General features: G+C 45.0%; 15 protein-coding genes and 1 tRNA gene. 5 read left to right on the top strand and 11 right to left on the bottom strand.

The window, feature by feature from the left end:
- Positions 1-204 precede the first annotated feature (204 nt).
- Both ade and FGL80_RS05760 read left to right on the top strand, forming a co-directional pair.
- Positions 205-1860: an adenine deaminase gene (gene ade / locus FGL80_RS05765; protein WP_055308126.1), complete on the top strand. Its 1656-nt coding sequence runs from the start codon at positions 205-207 to the stop codon at positions 1858-1860.
- 2 nt (positions 1861-1862) lie between these two features.
- Entirely contained in the window at positions 1863-2354 is a 492-nt protein-coding gene (locus tag FGL80_RS05760; RefSeq protein ID WP_055308062.1) for a hypothetical protein, read from the top strand.
- A 27-nt stretch (positions 2355-2381) separates the two neighbouring features.
- Here FGL80_RS05760 and FGL80_RS05755 read toward each other — a convergent pair whose 3' ends face one another.
- The 4 genes from FGL80_RS05755 to FGL80_RS05740 all read right to left on the bottom strand — a co-directional run bounded on the left by FGL80_RS05755 (position 2382) and on the right by FGL80_RS05740 (position 6710).
- Positions 2382-4784, bottom strand: a complete 2403-nt coding sequence (locus tag FGL80_RS05755) for an FtsK/SpoIIIE family DNA translocase (RefSeq protein WP_055308063.1) — start codon at positions 4782-4784, stop codon at positions 2382-2384.
- 127 nt (positions 4785-4911) lie between these two features.
- Positions 4912-4983: transfer RNA gene (locus FGL80_RS05750), tRNA-Glu, on the bottom strand.
- A 69-nt stretch (positions 4984-5052) separates the two neighbouring features.
- Complete coding sequence (locus FGL80_RS05745; protein ID WP_147001850.1) at positions 5053-5565, bottom strand: tRNA (cytidine(34)-2'-O)-methyltransferase; 513 nt, start codon at positions 5563-5565, stop codon at positions 5053-5055.
- Complete coding sequence (locus FGL80_RS05740) at positions 5562-6710, bottom strand: AI-2E family transporter (protein WP_010000284.1); 1149 nt, start codon at positions 6708-6710, stop codon at positions 5562-5564. Before FGL80_RS05740 ends, FGL80_RS05745 begins: the two co-directional genes overlap by 4 nt.
- Positions 6711-6916: 206 nt before the next feature.
- On the opposite strand from FGL80_RS05740, the gene mvaD reads away from it, so the two are divergent.
- Genes mvaD through fni form a run of 3 tightly spaced genes read left to right on the top strand, consistent with a single transcriptional unit; the run spans position 6917 to position 9939 of the window.
- Positions 6917-7870: a diphosphomevalonate decarboxylase gene (gene mvaD, locus FGL80_RS05735; protein WP_147001849.1), complete on the top strand. Its 954-nt coding sequence runs from the start codon at positions 6917-6919 to the stop codon at positions 7868-7870.
- Positions 7863-8891 (top strand): phosphomevalonate kinase, encoded by a 1029-nt coding sequence (locus FGL80_RS05730; protein WP_055308127.1) that lies wholly within the window; start codon positions 7863-7865, stop codon positions 8889-8891. The genes mvaD and FGL80_RS05730 overlap by 8 nt, the downstream gene beginning before the upstream one ends.
- Entirely contained in the window at positions 8884-9939 is a 1056-nt protein-coding gene (gene fni / locus FGL80_RS05725) for a type 2 isopentenyl-diphosphate Delta-isomerase (protein WP_055308066.1), read from the top strand. The genes FGL80_RS05730 and fni overlap by 8 nt, the downstream gene beginning before the upstream one ends.
- A gap of 21 nt (positions 9940-9960) precedes the next feature.
- Here fni and hpt read toward each other — a convergent pair whose 3' ends face one another.
- The 7 genes from hpt to FGL80_RS05690 all read right to left on the bottom strand — a co-directional run bounded on the left by hpt (position 9961) and on the right by FGL80_RS05690 (position 17794).
- Positions 9961-10524 (bottom strand): hypoxanthine phosphoribosyltransferase, encoded by a 564-nt coding sequence (hpt, locus tag FGL80_RS05720; RefSeq protein WP_010000290.1) that lies wholly within the window; start codon positions 10522-10524, stop codon positions 9961-9963.
- The gene (purB, locus tag FGL80_RS05715; protein ID WP_055308067.1) at positions 10521-11816 is read right to left on the bottom strand and encodes an adenylosuccinate lyase; all 1296 of its coding nucleotides are present in this window, start codon (positions 11814-11816) and stop codon (positions 10521-10523) included. The genes hpt and purB overlap by 4 nt, the downstream gene beginning before the upstream one ends.
- A 178-nt stretch (positions 11817-11994) precedes the next feature.
- Complete coding sequence (locus FGL80_RS05710) at positions 11995-13212, bottom strand: OFA family MFS transporter (protein WP_147001848.1); 1218 nt, start codon at positions 13210-13212, stop codon at positions 11995-11997.
- A gap of 127 nt (positions 13213-13339) precedes the next feature.
- Positions 13340-14143: an alpha/beta hydrolase gene (locus tag FGL80_RS05705; protein WP_055308069.1), complete on the bottom strand. Its 804-nt coding sequence runs from the start codon at positions 14141-14143 to the stop codon at positions 13340-13342.
- A gap of 66 nt (positions 14144-14209) precedes the next feature.
- On the bottom strand, positions 14210-15874 hold the full coding sequence (locus FGL80_RS05700) for a formate--tetrahydrofolate ligase (protein ID WP_055308070.1): 1665 nt from the start codon (positions 15872-15874) through the stop codon (positions 14210-14212).
- A 27-nt stretch (positions 15875-15901) separates the two neighbouring features.
- Complete coding sequence (gene purD, locus FGL80_RS05695; RefSeq protein ID WP_055308071.1) at positions 15902-17158, bottom strand: phosphoribosylamine--glycine ligase; 1257 nt, start codon at positions 17156-17158, stop codon at positions 15902-15904.
- 174 nt (positions 17159-17332) lie between these two features.
- Positions 17333-17794 carry an 8-oxo-dGTP diphosphatase gene (locus FGL80_RS05690; RefSeq protein WP_055308072.1) on the bottom strand — a complete coding sequence of 154 codons (462 nt, stop codon included), beginning with the start codon at positions 17792-17794 and terminating at the stop codon, positions 17333-17335.
- Between the last annotated feature and the right edge of the window lie 50 nt (positions 17795-17844).

Below are 17844 nucleotides of genomic sequence, written 5' to 3'. Positions count from 1 at the left end.
TTTACCCTCTTTATTAAATTGGTCAATACGTTATATTAACCTAACATTCACTATTCTACGGCAATATTTTTACTTTGTCAACAAATTTTAAAAATTGGTCTAGTTGAAATCAAGACTTAAATTACCCGTTATCAACCCAATATTTCAGGCTGCATCACCGCCCATTTGTGGTAAACTATTAAAAAATTGAAAGCGAGTGTTATTGTGGCAAAAACCGTGTCATGGCATATTATTAACGCCAAAATATTAGATGTCTTCAACTTAACTTTTGATGAAACTGAACTCTGGATTGATGATCAAAAGATTGTCTATCGTGGGCAACGTTCCGACTTACAAGCCGCGCATACCTATGATGCCAAAGGCCAATATATCGTCCCTGGTCTCATTGATGCCCACGTCCATATTGAAAGTTCATTGCTCGCCCCCAGTGAATTTGGTAAGCTGGTCATCCCACGTGGGGTGACGCGTATTTTTGCTGATCCGCATGAAATTGCGAGTGTTTCCGGCGTTTCCGGCATTCAATATATGTTAGAAGAAGCGCGTCAGTCACCACTACACATTCATTATATGCTCCCGTCTTCTGTGCCAGCGACGCCATTTGAACACGCCGGCGCAAAGCTACATGCCGATGCGCTTAAACCTTTTTATAGCGTGCCTGAAGTCAACGGTTTGGCCGAAGTCATGGATTTCCCAGCGGTCTTTAATGAAGATAGTGACATGCACCAAAAAATTCATGACGCCCAAGCCGCCGGCAAACAAGTCGATGGCCATGTGTCCGGCCTTTCACGTAAACAGCTGGCGATTTATCGCAAGTACGGGATTAGCACCGATCACGAAAGTGAAAATGCCAAGCAAGCACTGGAACGTTTGAACGCTGGTTTTGCTGTTTTTGTCCGTGAAGGGACCGTTGAACGTGATGAATTAGCGATTTTACCAGCAATCACCACGGCTAACCAATCCCATTTTGCGTTTGCAACCGATGATAAAACTGCCAATGACCTGCAACGTGAAGGCTCAATTGACTTTAATGTTCGCCTAGCGATTCAAAACGGCATGTCGCCTGCCATGGCCTTTACGATTGGCAGTTACAATGCCGCCAAAGCTCAAGGGTTAACTGATGTCGGCGCCCTCACCGATGGGTTTGTCGCGGATTTGGTCATCATCGATCAATTAAACGACTTTACCGCACAAAAAGTCATGGTTAACGGCCAATGGTATAACGAAGCCGAAACCACGGTGTTGCCCCTGGCCAATCAGTCACTGAATTTCACCTTAACGGCGGCGGATTTGACACTACCTTTGGATCCCGAGAAACCAGCTCATGTGATTGGCATTATGCCGCATCACATCACCACAACACATCTGGTTGAAAACGTGCCAACCGTTGATGGTCAGTTTGTCGCTGATGAGACTTACGCTAAAATTGTCGTTGCTGAGCGTTATCACAACCTCGATCACGGGATTGGCATCATTAAAGGGCTTCACTTAAAAAGTGGCGCGATTGCTTCAACGATTGCCCATGATTCACATAACGTGATTATTGCTGGTACTAATGATGAGGATATGATTTTGGCAGCCAACACACTACGTGATATGGGCGGTGGTGAAGTGGTGGTGCACAACGGCCAAGTGACCACCCTGCCCTTGGCAATTGGTGGTTTAATGTCAGAGGCGCCCTATCAAACTGTGATTGAGAACGATCACAAACTGCAAGCGGCCTTTGCTGAACTCAGCGACATTCCATTTGATCCGTTTTTGACCTTGTCTTTTATGGCACTACCAGTTATTCCAAGTCTTAAAATCACTGATCAAGGCTTATTCGACTTTAACCGTTTCTCATTTATTACAATTCAGGATTAATTATGAAAACATACAGCATTTCACCAGAACACTTATTAAAAATTTTTCTCGGTCAACCCGACAAACTTGACATTGATGACACTGGTCTTGTGCTACTCGCTACCAATCAACACGACCAACCCAACCTGCCGTCAGAAATGGCGGGTGGCATTGTTTATTTAGAAAATCATCAACCAACTTTGGTTTCATTGGTCCATCCATTTGCCGTCCCTGAACAAACGGGCGTATTTGAAACGGCTGATCAACTGATTCATCGTGAATCCATTAACTGGTTTGGGCCCCAAGCCATCGTGGTTGAAAAAAAGTTACAAGACTTTGCCAAACAATATGATGGCCCACGTACTGATAACGGGCAAATTCCCCGCGCTTATATTCCCGATAATATTGCTGAACCCGCGATTTTATCAGATCGTTATTGGCAAGATTATGCCAAGTTTGTCAATGATCCAGACGGTCAGTTTCAAGCGCAAATCAAACCCCTCTTTAACGACTAAAAAAAGATCGACGCAAGTCGATCTTTTTTAATGTTCTACACCAGAACTGCCATCACTAATATTAACATGTCGTGGTTTAGAACCTTCGGCAGGCCCAATATAACCTCCTGCTTCGAGGTCATCAATCAAGCGAGCTGCGCGATTATAACCAATGCGGAAACGCCGCTGCAACAATGAGGTAGAGGCTTTTTGTTGTTCAATAATGAACTGTAAAGCTTCTTGGAACAACTCATCTTCACTGTTGCCTGCACCGCCACCATCACCCGCATCTTGAGCAATTTCTTCATCGGTCACTGTCATCGCTTCTGAGTATTGGACTTCTTGTTGTGCCTTGACAAAGGATACTACGTTTGTCACGTCAGTATTACTAATAAAGGCGCCTTGGACACGCTGCGTTGGCTTACCTGGTGGGGCAAAAATCATATCGCCACGCCCCAACAATTTTTCAGCCCCGTTTGTATCGATAATCGTGCGTGAATCAATACCAGAGGCTGTTCTAAAGGCGATGCGCCCTGGAATATTACTTTTAATCGTCCCGTTAATTACTTTAACATCTGGTCGCTGAGTGGCCAAAATCATGTGAATCCCAGCCGCACGGGCCTTTGCGCCTAGTCGGGCGATGGACACTTCGATTTCGGAACCGACTGTACTCATCAAATCCGCAAATTCATCGACAATCGCAACAATATAAGGCATTTTTTGCATCACAGATGCGCCAGTTGTCTTAGCTTCCGCATTTTGTTGCTCGACCGCAGCATTGTATTCCCCAATGTTACGCTTCCCAAATTGGGCAAGCAATTTATAGCGATTTTCCATTTCGTCAACCACTTTTTGGAGTGAACGCGCCGCTTTGCGCGGATCAGACACTACCGGTGTCAACAAATGCGGAATCCCATTATAAATCGATAATTCGACCACTTTGGGATCGACCATCATCAACTTAACTTCATTTGGCTTGGCTTTCAACAAAATCGAAATAATAATGCCATTTAACCCAACCGACTTACCCGATCCAGTTGAACCGGCAATCAACAAATGCGGCATGTCGGCCAAATTAGCCATAATGATATTACCCGTCACATCACGTCCCAATGGCACATTTAATGGATGGTCATCATCCTTTGGTGCCTGTTCAATCATATCGCGGAAACCAACTGTCGCTTGCGTATCATTTGGCACTTCAATGCCGACGTAAGGTTTCCCTGGAATTGGTGCTTCAATACGGATAGACTTGGCTGCTAAGGCCAACGCTAAATCATCAGCCAAATTGGCAATTCGGTTAACTTTGACCCCTTGACCTGGTTTCAATTCATACTGAGTCACGGTTGGCCCAAGTGATACACTCGTTACTTCCGCTTCGACACCAAAGCTTAACAGCGTATCATGCACGAGACGTGATTTTTCTGTCAAACTTTGGAATTCCTTGGTCTGATCAGTTGGCGATACCTTGGTCAACAAATCAGCCGTTGGCAATTCATAATCTGGATTATCTTGGCCTGACGTTTCTGTCGCCAAAGCCAATGGCTCGTCATCATCGCCTGTATCAGATACTGGCGGCGTCGCGCTTGCTGGCTTAGGCGTTGACACAACTGGTGCCGGCGTTGGTGACGTTTCAGCTGGTGCCACTGGTCCTTGCCATTTGATTTCTGGTTCGACAAACTCAGCAACTGGCGTGGTGGCTGGCGGTACCACAGGGTCAGCTGTGGCTGTTTTGGTTGATTTCACACCTAACGGATCATCACCAAAGTCTGTAATACTCTTTTTGGGACGTTCCCGACGTTTAAATAAAGGTTCGCGTGGTGGCATGTTCGCGCGCTGTTCTTGCACATAAGCCACCCCATTTTGTGCTTTTTCAATCCCTTTTTGCGTCAAATCACGCGCCGGAATTCTAAAGAAGATGATGACACCACTCAACAGTAAGATTAGGGAGAGCAACCAAGTCCCAATGTTGGCGACTAATGTAAAGCAGCCGTTATAGAGCATGGCACCAACTACCCCACCACCGACGGGGGTATTGGCAGATTTATTGGCAAAATCTTGACCAATCAACGTCATCACAGTTTGGACATAACCATTACTATTTTTCACAGTATAGGTAAAAAATAACAACGACGACAATGTTAACAGTGCGACAAACGCCATGATGGCACCAAGCCAAAAATGCCGCGCAATTTTTGGTAGCCGCTTATAAATCATCGCATAGCCCAGTAACACCGTCATTGGGACTAATACGCCGAGATATAAATTACCAAATCCCAATCGGAAGACATTGGCCACATAGGCGCCTAACAAGCCCAATTTAAACGTCCCCATGACGCCTAAAAAGATGCTTAGAAGCAAGGCAATGTTTTTGCCAATCACAGCATTCATGCTTTTTTTTCGAGTTGATGCAGTTGTTCGTCGGCGTTGCGGTGTTTTACGAGTTGCCAAAATCAATCCCCTCTAAATCTGATCGTTATGTCTTTTATTTTATCATGAAACCAAATCAAACTGGTGTTCGCTTTTTAATGATTATCCTGAAAACATAAAAAGCCGCAACCGAAGTTGCGACTTGATATAGCTCGTGAGAGAATCGAACTCTCGATTCCGCCGTGAAAGGGCAGCGTCTTAGCCACTTGACCAACGAGCCATGGTCAGTGTGTTTCATAACTGAAACAACTATATTATAGTAGCAAGATTTTCGCCCTTTGTCAACACTTTATTTCAATTTATCTTGTTCGTAGGTGTGCGTTGTTTCCAAATTAGGGAAACTTTGTTGACGCAGTGCCTCATATAAGACAATCGCCACAGTATTTGATAAGTTTAATGATCGAATATGCGTGTCATCTTGTGGAATACGAATCGCTTTATCTGGGTTTTGGCGCATAAAGACTTCTGGCAAGCCAGTCGTTTCTTTACCAAAGAGGAAATAATGATCGCCATCAGTAACCGAATAATCGGGTTGGGTATAGTCGTAGTTCGCAAACTTTGAAACTAAATAGAGATGATCCGTCTCACGCAAAGTGTCTAGAAAGTCTGGTAGACTATCATGCTTGACCAATTGGACATGTTTCCAGTAATCCAATCCAGCACGCTTAACATGCTTATCATCTAATTCAAACCCTAAAGGTTCAATCAGATGTAATACGGCATCCGTTCCTGCAGTTGTTCTGGCAATATTACCAGTGTTGGCCGGCATTACCGGTTCAAATAACACAATATGATTTGTCATTGTTCTACTTCTTCCGTTCCTTCTTTAAATAAGGCAGAGTTACTACGCCACCATGTATAAATTCGCGTCACAAGGACCTTGAGGACCGCGTAAGTTGGCACACCCAAAATCACGCCGAGCACCCCAAAAATATGCGCACCAGTTAACAATACCACAATAACGGTCACCGGATGAATCGCCAAAGCATCCCCTAAAATTTTAGGCGCGATAACATGTCCTTCAATTGGTTGTTCAATCACTAGCACAATAATCACCAAAATGAGCAATTTAGGGCCACCAGCAATGAGGGCCACAATGAAAACGGGTACCTGAGCTAAAATTGAGCCGACGTAAGGAATCATATTGAAGAAACCTGCCATCATCGCCAGTAAAATGCCATAAGGTAAACCAATAACCGTATACCCAATCCCAAACATAATCATGACAGCCAAACCAACGCCCAATTGTCCACGAATATATTTAGCAATTTGCTTACTAATATCGGTTAATAATTCCCGTAATGAGTGTTGTGCTTTAGGGGGAAACTTTTCAGCAACAAAGCCTGAAAACTTATGCCCATCTAGCAACATATAGTACAAAATAAACGGTGTCGATACGGCTGTAATCCCAACCGATGTCAGTGTTGACGCCAGTGAGCTAATGCCAGCTACCCCTGTTGTCAGGTATTTTTTACTCCAGTCAATCACATTTTGGTTAATGCCGGTGTTGGTCGTATTTAAGAATTCCCGTACCGGTTTAAATTGACTAGACTTAAACGTTTCGTTAATAAAGTTTTGACTGGTATGCCAATAACTTGGCCAATTATCAATAAACGTCATCACTTGAAAACGCAAAACGACGACTAACATCGTGATTAAGCCAGCAGCAAGCCCAATAATGGCAATTAATATCAAACCAATTGCCAACGCTCTTGGAATATGGGTATAACGTGTGAGTAATTTTACCAAGGGGCTCAACAGATAGTACAAAACCCCAGCGATTAAAATTGGCGCCCCAACAGCCGTAAATAAGGCACGGATAGGTTCCAAAATAAACCGCACTTGCCAACTCAAAAAAATAATTAATAAAATCAGTAAAATCACCAATAACCCGTTCAATAAGTTATTGCCTGACAGCCAGCGTCGATACCATGATTGTTCTCTCATTCTAGCTCTTAACCTCCAATCTCGTATGACCGTTTTGCAACAGTTGCGTTAGTTTATCAACGACAAACTACTATTACTACCATAGTACCATATTTAAATGGTGCATTTTATTGCAAAATTTTACCTCTGCCCACAGCTGCTCACCCCAGCTGTGGCTAAATTATGATAATATTAAGATAACTCAATTTTTGATAGAAAGAACGTTTATGACAACCACAGCAACTGCCCATACCAACATTGCCCTCATTAAATATTGGGGGAAAAAAGATCCTATTTTAAATCTACCAACCACGAGCTCAATTTCACTAACGCTCAATGAATTTTATACACGCACGACCGTAAGCCAAAATGCTTCAGCTGATGAATTACTGATCAACGGGCAACCTTTTGATAGCCAACGTATCCACCGCTTCTTAGATATGCTACGCGATACTTTGGGTGACTTTGCCCCACTGACTGTTGCATCAGAAAATCACGTGCCAACCGGTGCAGGACTCGCGTCCTCTGCCTCAGCTTTTGCGGCTTTAACTGGCGCAGTAACGCGCGAATTGGGACTCGATCTCGATAACATGACATTATCGCGTTTAGCCCGTCGGGGTTCTGGTTCCGCTTCACGCTCGTTTTATGGTCATTTTGCCATTTGGCATGAAGGTCATGATGATGCCTCATCATTTGCCGAAAGTTTGCATGCCCCCGACATGCCCATTGCCTTAGTGGTCGCGGAAGTCTCAACGGCCATGAAAAAGGTGGGGTCGACTGAAGGGATGCGGCGCGCGGCAACATCGCCTGATTATGCGACTTGGGTTAAAAATAGTGCGGCCCAATTACGTGATATGCAAGCCGCAATTCAAGCCAGTGACATTGAAAAAATCGGCACGATTGCCGAAGCCAATGCCTTAGCGATGCATGATTTGAACCGAACAGCCCGCCTGGAACCATTCACTTATTTTACCAATGACACAACCGACATTTTGACCTTGGTCGCTGACATGCGCCGTCAAGGGTTACTAGCTTTTGCAACGCTTGATGCCGGTCCAAATGTTAAAATCATCACCACGCAAGCACACGCACCACTGATTGTGTCACAGTTACAAGCCGCTATGCCTGATCTCCATCTTGAAATCACCACTAGCGGTGCAGGTATTCATTATGATAACTAAATGCTCAGTTCCCGGTAAACTCTTTTTAGCTGGCGAATATGCCATTACGGCACCTGGCCATACCGCAGTTATCGCTGCCACAGCGATGGGGCTAAACTTAACCGTAACCGATGCCCCTACCTCATCCGTCACGTCTAATAGTATTGCGACAGCTTGGCATTTTAACATGGCGGAGCCGATCACCGTTGGGCAAGATCACTGGCGTTATGTGCAAGCCGCCATTAAAATGCTTCAAGACTATACCCAATTTGAAACAACTTTACCAACGCTATCAGACGTTAACATCACCATCGAAAGTGATTTAAACGGACCATATGGCAAACTGGGGCTCGGCTCTTCCGCAGCCGTCGTTGTTGGGATTATTGCCGCCCTTGATGCCCATTTTTCACTGCATTTGCCACGCCTAACTCGCTTTAAGCTGGCTGGTTTGGCTCATTATTTCGTGCAAAAAAATGGCTCCCTTGGCGACATTGCCGCCATTACATACGGTGGCGTGATTGCGTATCAAAGTCCGGATTTAGCCCAAGTGATCGATACGGCACAACAGTGGCCAACGCCGGGAGCGATTACACGCGACTGGCCAGCCCTCAACATTACCCCCTTACCTTGGCCAAACCACTGGCGCTTATTACTCGGCGCTACCCATGAATCAGCTGATACCAAATCAGCCATTCATCAGCTCGACCTTAGCGCTACTTTCTTGACGCAGAGTCAACAAGCCGTCTCACGTGTTATTCAAGCCTTAACGACGCATAACTATTCCCAATTAGTTCAGGCATTCCAAGCAAATCAAAACTTACTGCAAAAACACTTGCCAGCAGGTTATGTGACGCCAAAACTTGCCCATTTCCTCGCCAGCTTAAACCAAGTTGCCGGAAAAATTAGTGGTGCCGGTTATGGCGATAATGGTTTTGCCGTGGTCACTGATGATGCAGCGGCACTCATCAAAGTTTGGCAAGCGGGCGGTATTGATCCCCTATTTATGACGATTTTTCCCGAAAACGAGGTGCACTATGACTGAATCTGCACAAGCCCATCGCAAAGATGAACACCTATCACTTGGTGTCAAACTGTGGCGGCAACAAGAAAATAACCCCATTGGCGCAACTTTTGCCGATGTCCGCTGGTTACCAGCCACTTTCCCTGAAATGGCGGTCGCCGAAGCGGATGTTCACACAACATTGTTTAATCATACGTTTGACTGGCCTTTTTATATTGAAGCGATGACGGGTGGCTCAAGTCTGACCGGCCGCATCAATGGTCAACTCGCAAGCGTTGCTCAAAAAACTGGTTTAGCGATGGCCGTTGGCTCACAATCGATTGCACTCAAAGAACCGGAAGCCGCACAAACCTTTAAAATTGCCCGCGAAATGCATCCTGATGGCTTTTTAATCGCGAATCTAGGCGCTGATCATCCAATTGCCCATGTTCGTGACGCCATTGACATGATCGATGCCAATGCCATCGAATTACATGTCAATGTGGCACAGGAATTAGTGATGGCTGAAGGTGATCGTGCTTTTTATTGGCTTGATAACTTAGCAACTGTCATTGCAAAGTCGCCGGTACCGGTCATTATCAAAGAAGTTGGTTTTGGCATGAGTCAAAGTGCTTTTGACACCTTAAAGCAGTTACAACCTGCTGCTATTAATGTTGGTGGGGCCAATGGCACAAACTTTGCAGTGATTGAACGACGGCGTAATCGTCAAGCCGACAATTTTAATATTGATCAGTTTGGTTTATCAACCGTTGAAAGTTTACTATCAGCACAATTGGCGCAGAACACGCTGCCGGTGATTGCCACTGGTGGCATCGCGTCGGCTAATGACATCATGACAAGTCTCATGCTAGGCGCAACAATGACGTCCAGTGCAGGTTACATGCTCAACACTTTAATGACGCATGGCGAAGCCGGCCTCGTTGATGAAATTATCTCATGGCAACGTGCTTTACCACGCCTCATGACCCTACTTGGTGCACGTCACATCTCAGAGTTACAATCAAAACCGCGGTTGTATGCCCCAAATCTACAAAACTTTATCAACCAAACTAAAAACGCAACGCCTTAAGGCGTTGCGTTTTTAGTTTGGTTACTTAATCAAATCAATTTTATCAAAATCAATAATGGCAATAACCGGTAAATTACGGAAGAAATTATTGTAATCCATACCATAGCCAACTAAGAATTCATCGGGCACATCAAGGCCAAAGTAATCAACGTCAAAGTCAACCACCCGAGCAGCCTTTTTATCAGCTAAAGCCACTGTCGTGACACTGGCTGCCCCTTTGAGTTCAAAATAGTTTTGCAACCATTGCATTGTCCGACCAGAATCAATAATTTCATCGACAATCACGACATCACGTCCTGTTAAATCCATGCTCACGTCATGGACCACTTTAACTTGACCAGTTGAAGCAGCGCCTGAATAACTTTTGACATCGACAAAGTCAAAGTCAACATCCAGTGGCATTTTCCGGAGTAAATCCGTGGCAAAAATCACCCCGCCCTTGAGGACTGCAATAAAAACTGGCCGCTTGTCATTATGCGCAAATTTACTGGTAAGTTCATTCGCCACACGTTGCACTTGTGCTTGAATATCTGTTTCTGTTGCTAAAACTGTCTTAATTGCTGGATGGTTAATTAGTGATGTCATGCCAAACCTACTCTCATAAAAATTTCATCAACATGACGCAAGTGATAGTGATAATCAAACGCGTCATCAATTTGTTCTTTAGTCAAATGGGCAGTGATTGTTGGGTCCGCGTCAACCAAGTCACGGAACATCAATTGTTCATCCCATGAACGTGCTGTCAATGGTTGCACCGTATCATAGGCTTGTTCACGTGATAAGCCGGCGTCAATTAAGCTCAACAACAAACGTTGTGAATAAATCAAACCATAAGTGCGATCCATATTGTGACGCATTGTTTCAGGGAAGACACCCAAATTCTTCAAAATACCTGTTTGACGATTCAACATGTAATCAAGGGTTGTCGTCGCATCAGGCAAAATAATGCGTTCGGCTGAAGAATGTGAGATATCGCGTTCATGCCACAATGTCACATCTTCAAGTGCTGTTACGGCATAGCCACGCAAGACACGTGCCAAACCAGTAATATTTTCATTACCAATTGGGTTACGCTTGTGTGGCATTGCTGAAGAACCCTTTTGCCCTTTAGCAAAACCTTCTTCAACTTCATGGATTTCTGAGCGTTGCAATGAGCGAATTTCCGTTGCCAATTCTTCCATTTGTGTTCCAATCAACGCAATTGTTTGCACGTAATCAGCATGCAAATCACGTGGCAACACTTGTGACCCAATTGGTTGTGGCGTCAAGCCCAATTCCTTCATGGCCACAGCTTCAACATAAGGTGGCACATTGGCAAACGTTCCTACGGCACCAGATAACTTACCTGTTTCGACTTCAGCAGCCACGCGATCAAAACGTTCAATCGCGCGTGTTGCTGACGCATAGAAACGCGCCATCTTCAACCCAAAAGTGGTTGGTTCGGCATGAACACCGTGCGTGCGTCCCATCATGACAGTGTCTTTATACTTCAAGGCCAAATCTTTAATGGCTTCGCGCCATTCTTGCAAATCTTGCTTAATAATATCGTTGGCTTGGCGCAAACGTAATGCTTGCGCTGTATCAACAACATCAGTTGACGTTAAGCCATAGTGAATCCACTTACGTTCTTCGCCAAGTGATTCTGACACGTTACGCGTAAATGCCACAACATCATGGCGCGTTGATAACTCAATCTCTGCAATGCGGTCAACGTCAAAAGTGGCGTTTTGGCGGATTTTTTCCAAATCTTCTGCAGGAATGTGCCCTGCAGCGACCCAGCCGGCATCCACAGCAATTTCAACATCGAGCCAAGTTTGATATTGGTTTTGGATTGACCAAATATCACGAAGCGCTTGACGAGAATAACGTTCAATCATGTTTAAGATTCCTCTACTTCATTAGTGTTCTAGCTTTCAATTCAATTGTAACAGGTAAAACACGAGTTGCGTTCGTTATTTTATGAGGTTTATCTCACAAAGTTAACGAACAGTTAGTAAAATACGAACAATCACGTCGTTTATCTAAGACAAAACGAACGTTAGGATTGTAAGCGTTTTACTCGATAATGGTTTGCGTTGGTTTCACCACAAACGTGGCAATCCCCAAAGCCACCGCATACAAAATCGCAATCGCGATAAAGACATTTTGATACGGCATCCCCAAACCATGCACAATCAAACTCGCTAGTTGATTTCCCGATAAACCGGCTGCTGCCCAAGCCGTTAACGCTAGGCCGTGAATTTTTGAAATCGCATGCATACCAAATCGATCTGCTAACAAAGGTGGTAAGGCTGAAAAACCACCACCATAACCGGCATTAATCACAAAAAATGTTGCCACAATCACAACCGGCATCACCGCACTCTGATCCGGTAAGAAAAAGGCTAATAACGCCATCACCAATGACAGGATGAAAATCACTTGATAAATCGTATTGCGGTCTTGTAAGCGGTCTGAGAAGCTCGCCAACCCAATGCGCCCAGCGGCGTTAAAAAAGGCATCCACACTCACTACCACCGCAATTGCTGCCAGCGAAAAGGCCGCCGTCCCCGACGGGGTACGTAACCCAGCTAAAATATCTTTTTCTTGGGAGATAATGGCTAGACCGGCAGTAATGTTTAAATAAAACATCAACCAAATCCCCATAAAGTTACCATTTTTGAGCAATACCAGGGGATTAAAAGGCTGCTTGAGGGGCTTTTCTTGCCAATCAGCCGGCTTACGAATCAACCAAGCCCCTGCCAGCATCATCACGGCAAACACGCCACCCAAAATGACAAACATTTGCCAGAGGCCAATCCGTAGTTGTAGTTCGATCATCACGGGTGAAAAAATCATCTTGGCTAAGCCAAAACCCGCTACTGCCAAGCCCGTTCCCAAGCCCTTATTTTCTTTAAACCATAACATCAAATTTTTGACTGGTGTTAAATAACCAATCCCTAACCCAATGCCCATGACCACACCATAAAAGAGATAAATTCCGAGTAATGATTTTTGTTGAATGCTGATGCCAGTGCCGATCATCCCCGTCACAAAAAAAATCGTCGCCAAGATGGCGGATTTCTTAATATCTTGTTCCACAAAGTGACCTAAAGCTGCTGCCGATAACCCTAAAAATAAGATTGCAATTGAAAAGGCCCACTCCACGTTAGCCACCGATGCCCCGATATCATCGGCAATCGCCTGCTTAAACACACTCCAAGCATAGACCGTTCCAATACTGCCATGAATCAATAACGCTGGCAATGCCGCCCGCAGCCATTTATTTTCCATTTATTCGTCTCCTCACGATTTATCTTATCATTTAATCATACATTTCTTTTTTTTGTAAACAAATGACGTACAATTATAAAATATAATATGAATTAAATAAAAAAACACGGACTTTAAGCGTTCATGCTTAAGACAACCGTTCTTCTGGTTGATAGTTAATTGGCAGCCATTCGAGGACGCGTTCGATATGTTGATCCCAATAATACCAATCATGAGTGCCGGGACTTGTTTCAAACGTCACGTCATAGCCTAAGGCCTGAATTTGTGGGATAGTGGTTAAATTATTGTGATATAAATAGTCCTGCTCCCCAATCCAGGCGTAAAGTTTCGGGCGTACAGGTTGCGTTTGGACTTGTGTTTTGGCAAGCGCGATAACATCATTTTCTGAACCTTGTAACTGATCCATATCGCCAAAGATACCGGCCCAGTAGGCCGGACTTTGCCAAGTTGTGCGTCCAGGAAAATTTGGATCGCCCAGTAGCGCGCCAGAAAGTGAGGCAGCATAACTAAACTGGTTGCTAGCCAAGGCCATTTTAAAGGCCCCGTACCCACCCATTGACAAACCAGCCACAAAATTTTTCTCACGTTTTTGTGAAATTTGTGGGAACAATGTTGCCACTTTTTGCGGTAACTCATGGCACAACGCATCAAAATAAGCCATCCCATATTGTGTATTGGTATACCAAGCTAAATCAGTCGACGGCATGACAATGGCTAACGGCGTTTGTCGCACGAGACGTTCAATACTTGTCCGCCGTGACCAGACCGCTTGATCGCCCGACATGCCATGCAATAAATACAAAACAGGAATATCTTGCAGGTCAGCTGCTGTCCATGCCGGCATGTGATCAGATAGTTCTGGTAAAATCACTTGCATCACGCGATCCATTCCTAATACTTGTGAGTAATAATTCACTTCAAGCTGTGCCATGGCGTATCCTTCGCTTTCTTTAATGCATCGCCAAAAACGTTAGCAGTAACCTGCTAACGCCGCTATTTAAAAGAGTCCAGTTATTTTACCAGTCTCGTCAATATCAATGTCGAATGCTGCTGGGTGTTTTGGTAAGCCCGGCATTGTCAAAATTGTTCCCGTCATCGCAACTAAGAAGCCGGCACCTAATTTCGGCACAAACTCACGAATGTGAATCACAAAATCTTTTGGCGCCCCGAGTTTTTTGGGATCGTCAGAGAAAGAATATTGTGTTTTAGCCATGATAATGGGTAATTTATCCCAACCACGTTGCTTAAATTCTGCGAGTTGTTTTTGCGCTGTGGCAGATAATTCAACCCCTGCACCCCCATAAATCGTGGTCACGATGGCGTTGAGCTTCGTCAGTGCGTCATCGTCAGGTTGATAGAGTGGCGTAAAGTCGGCTTCTTGATCAGCCACTTCAATCACAGCAGCAGCGAGTTCTTGCGCCCCAGCACCACCTTTGGCCCAAACTTCGGTGGTGTACGCTGTTGCCCCAAATTGTTCAGTATAAGCTTTAATGGTTTGAATTTCTGCTTCGGTATCGGCAGTAAAACGATTAATGGCCACCACCACGGGCACACCGTAACGGCCCATAGCCATCAAGTGTTGCCCCAAGTTTTCAAGCCCGGCAGTCAGTGCTGGTATATTTTCAGCATCTAAATCAGCTAAAGCCACACCGCCATGATGCTTCAAGGCGCGAACCGTCGCCACGACAACAATCGCATCTGGTGTCTTGCCCAATAATGGCACCTTCACATCCAAGAACTTTTCACCACCAAGGTCAGCGCCAAAGCCTCCTTCAGTCACCGCATAATCTGCTAATTGCAACGCCGTTTTAGTTGCCAAAATAGAATTTGTCCCTTGGGCAATATTGGCAAACGGGCCACCGTGAATGATGGCTGGTGTATGTGCTAACGTCTGGACTAAGTTAGGCTTAATGGCATCTTTCAACAAAACCGCAATCGCACCGGCAATACCCAAATCTGCTACCGTCACGGGTTCTTTGTCGTAGGTATAACCAACCACAATGCGCGCCACACGAGCTTTCAAATCCATTAAATCAGTTGATAAGGTCAAAATGGCCATCAACTCTGAGGCAACTGTAATGTCAAACCCATCTTCTCGCGGTACGCCAGAAGTCGGTCCGCCCATCCCAATGGTGATATGGCGCAACGCACGATCATTAATATCTAACACGCGCTTCCAAATAATACGACGCGGATCAATATTTAACGGATTACCTTGTTGTAAACTATTATCCAATACGGCAGCAATCGTATCATGGGCTGATGTGAGCGCATGAAAGTCACCAGTAAAATGCAAATTAATATCCGCCATGGGGATGACTTGTGCCATCCCACCACCAGTCGCACCACCTTTCATCCCCATCACAGGGCCCAGTGAGGGTTCCCGAAGGGCAATCATGGTTTTCTTACCAGCCATTGCCAACGCATCTGCCAAGCCAACCGTCACCGTTGACTTCCCTTCACCAGCAGGCGTTGGGTTAATCGATGTGACCAAAATAAGTTTGCCCAACTGCTTTGATCGGGGCATCGTTGGATCTAATTTAATTTTGGCTTTATCAAAACCGTAAGGTTCAATTTCATGGCTGGCCAAACCGGCAGCAGCAGCAATCTCTGTAATTGGCTTAACGGTTGCGGCTTGGGCAATTTCAATATCTGTTTGCATCTCTTTATCCTCGTTTAACTGCACTTCTCACATCTTATCCATCTCATGTTGGACAGCCTGATAGGCAATGTCATGACGGTACTGTAATGTTAATTGTAATTGATCAATAGTCTCATACACTTTTTGTTGCGCTGTTTGCGTATCTTGCGCATGGGCGACAACCGTCGCTACTCGGCCACCGCTGGCAAGCCCATTTTTCACACCGGCATAGTTAATCTCTAATGGTGCCACATCACTTGGTGTTGGGACACTAGCCCCTTTTTCAGGTGCTTCTGGATAACCAGCAGCCGCCAAAACAACCCCGATATAGACGTCATCTGTTTGCCATTCTGGGTCAACTGCCTGACCTTGGAGTAAATCAACAATTAATTGATAAAAATCACCCCTGTATTGTGGCAACACAACTTGTGCTTCGGGGTCACCAAAGCGCACGTTAAATTCAATCACTTTAGGTCCTTCAGCCGTTAACATCACCCCTGTATATAAGATACCGGTGAACGGTGTGCCCTCTTTTGCCATGGCGGCAATCGTTGGCATGACGAGCGTGTCAATGGCTTGTTGTCGAACTTCTTCAGACAACCAACGCACTGGACTATACGCACCCATACCGCCAGTATTTGGCCCCTTATCTTGATCAAAGCGGCGTTTGTGATCTTGTGCCAATGGGGCATGCGTGACTACGCCATCTTGACCCACTAATGAAAAAATTGAAAACTCAACGCCGTCAAGATAACTTTCAATGACCAATTTTGCTTCTGGCTGACGTGTATACAGGTCAGTTAAATAATCCGCTGCTTGGGTAGCTGTTGTGACAATCGTCACCCCTTTGCCCAAGGCCAAGCCATCTAATTTAAAGACAATTGGCAATCCAAATTCAGTCACAGCGACTTGGGCAGCTGTGTGATTGGTCACCGTCCGTGATTGCGCCGTTGGAATATTGTATTGGTCAAGTATCCGCTTCGTGAATGACTTAGACCCTTCTAATTGCGCTGCTGCTTGCGTTGGGCCAAAAATTTGCAACCCTGCTTGGCGGAACGCATCCACCACGCCCAGTGTCAAGGGTTCTTCGTTCCCAACAAAGGTCAAATCAACCGCTTCAGCCACTGCTAAGTCACGCAAGCCTTGTAAATCTGTGACGGCGACGGCTGCGCGCTGCAAGCCGTCATCCGTCATGCCATCATTACCAGGCGCAACAATGACTTGTTCAACCTGGTCACTCCGCAAAAAGGCCTGAGCAAGTGCATGCTCTCGCGCACCTGAACCAATTACTAATACTTTTTTCATATTATCCTCTAAACTGACTACTAAATATCAAACTATATACTTAGTTTAGCAGAATTTTATCGGCTTGTGTTCGTGTCTAAATTATCTTTTTCTCACAAATATAAAAAACGTTCGTTAATAACGAACGTTTTGGCGATTAGCACGAAACAAAACGAACATTAAGGATGTATGCGGTTACAACCATGATAACGACCGTTCACCAGCAATCCTTGGCCCCAATGCCAATTCATTAATTTGCGGATCATCAAAGACGGGCAGCATTTCTTTAAAAGTTGGGGGTAACAGCATGTCGTTTAACGCTTCACGCGTCGTCCAAAAAATTTGACCTTCACGTCCAGATTTAATGTCACCTTGAAACTGGGTTGCCTTAAACAAAAAGACGATGTACCGCTGACCATCTTGTAAAGGCCATTCCTTCAACCCGACCAGCTGGGGCTGTGAAATCGTCAACCCTGTTTCTTCATATACCTCACGGATAGCACTGGCCACAATTGTTTCACCCGCTTCGATGTGACCACCAGGAAAAGTCACACCTGGCCAAGTTGGGTTTTGTCGATCTTCGACTAAAATTTCATGCGTCTGTGGATTTTCAATCATAATCATGTTCGTTAATTCGACTGGGGTTGTTCTTGTCATCTGTGTACCTCTTTTGGCATTATAGCATAAAAAAAACGCCCCAAAGGACG

Source organism: Leuconostoc lactis (assembly GCF_007954625.1).
In the GTDB taxonomy this organism is placed as follows: Bacteria; Bacillota; Bacilli; order Lactobacillales; family Lactobacillaceae; genus Leuconostoc; species Leuconostoc lactis_A.
Note: the sequence above shows the minus strand (reverse complement) of the source record. Positions and strands in the feature narration are given on the sequence as shown.

What these genes read in the sequence shown, in the direction of transcription:
- FGL80_RS05760 (WP_055308062.1), top strand. Translation starts at nt 1,863, where the DNA reads ATGAAAACATACAGCATTTCACCAGAACACTTATTAAAAATTTTTCTC.
- FGL80_RS05745 (WP_147001850.1), bottom strand. Translation starts at nt 5,565, where the DNA reads ATGACAAATCATATTGTGTTATTTGAACCGGTAATGCCGGCCAACACT.
- FGL80_RS05740 (WP_010000284.1), bottom strand. Translation starts at nt 6,710, where the DNA reads ATGAGAGAACAATCATGGTATCGACGCTGGCTGTCAGGCAATAACTTA.
- mvaD (WP_147001849.1), top strand. Translation starts at nt 6,917, where the DNA reads ATGACAACCACAGCAACTGCCCATACCAACATTGCCCTCATTAAATAT.
- fni (WP_055308066.1), top strand. Translation starts at nt 8,884, where the DNA reads ATGACTGAATCTGCACAAGCCCATCGCAAAGATGAACACCTATCACTT.
- hpt (WP_010000290.1), bottom strand. Translation starts at nt 10,524, where the DNA reads ATGACATCACTAATTAACCATCCAGCAATTAAGACAGTTTTAGCAACA.
- purB (WP_055308067.1), bottom strand. Translation starts at nt 11,816, where the DNA reads ATGATTGAACGTTATTCTCGTCAAGCGCTTCGTGATATTTGGTCAATC.
- FGL80_RS05710 (WP_147001848.1), bottom strand. Translation starts at nt 13,212, where the DNA reads ATGGAAAATAAATGGCTGCGGGCGGCATTGCCAGCGTTATTGATTCAT.
- FGL80_RS05705 (WP_055308069.1), bottom strand. Translation starts at nt 14,143, where the DNA reads ATGGCACAGCTTGAAGTGAATTATTACTCACAAGTATTAGGAATGGAT.
- FGL80_RS05700 (WP_055308070.1), bottom strand. Translation starts at nt 15,874, where the DNA reads ATGCAAACAGATATTGAAATTGCCCAAGCCGCAACCGTTAAGCCAATT.
- purD (WP_055308071.1), bottom strand. Translation starts at nt 17,158, where the DNA reads ATGAAAAAAGTATTAGTAATTGGTTCAGGTGCGCGAGAGCATGCACTT.
- FGL80_RS05690 (WP_055308072.1), bottom strand. Translation starts at nt 17,794, where the DNA reads ATGACAAGAACAACCCCAGTCGAATTAACGAACATGATTATGATTGAA.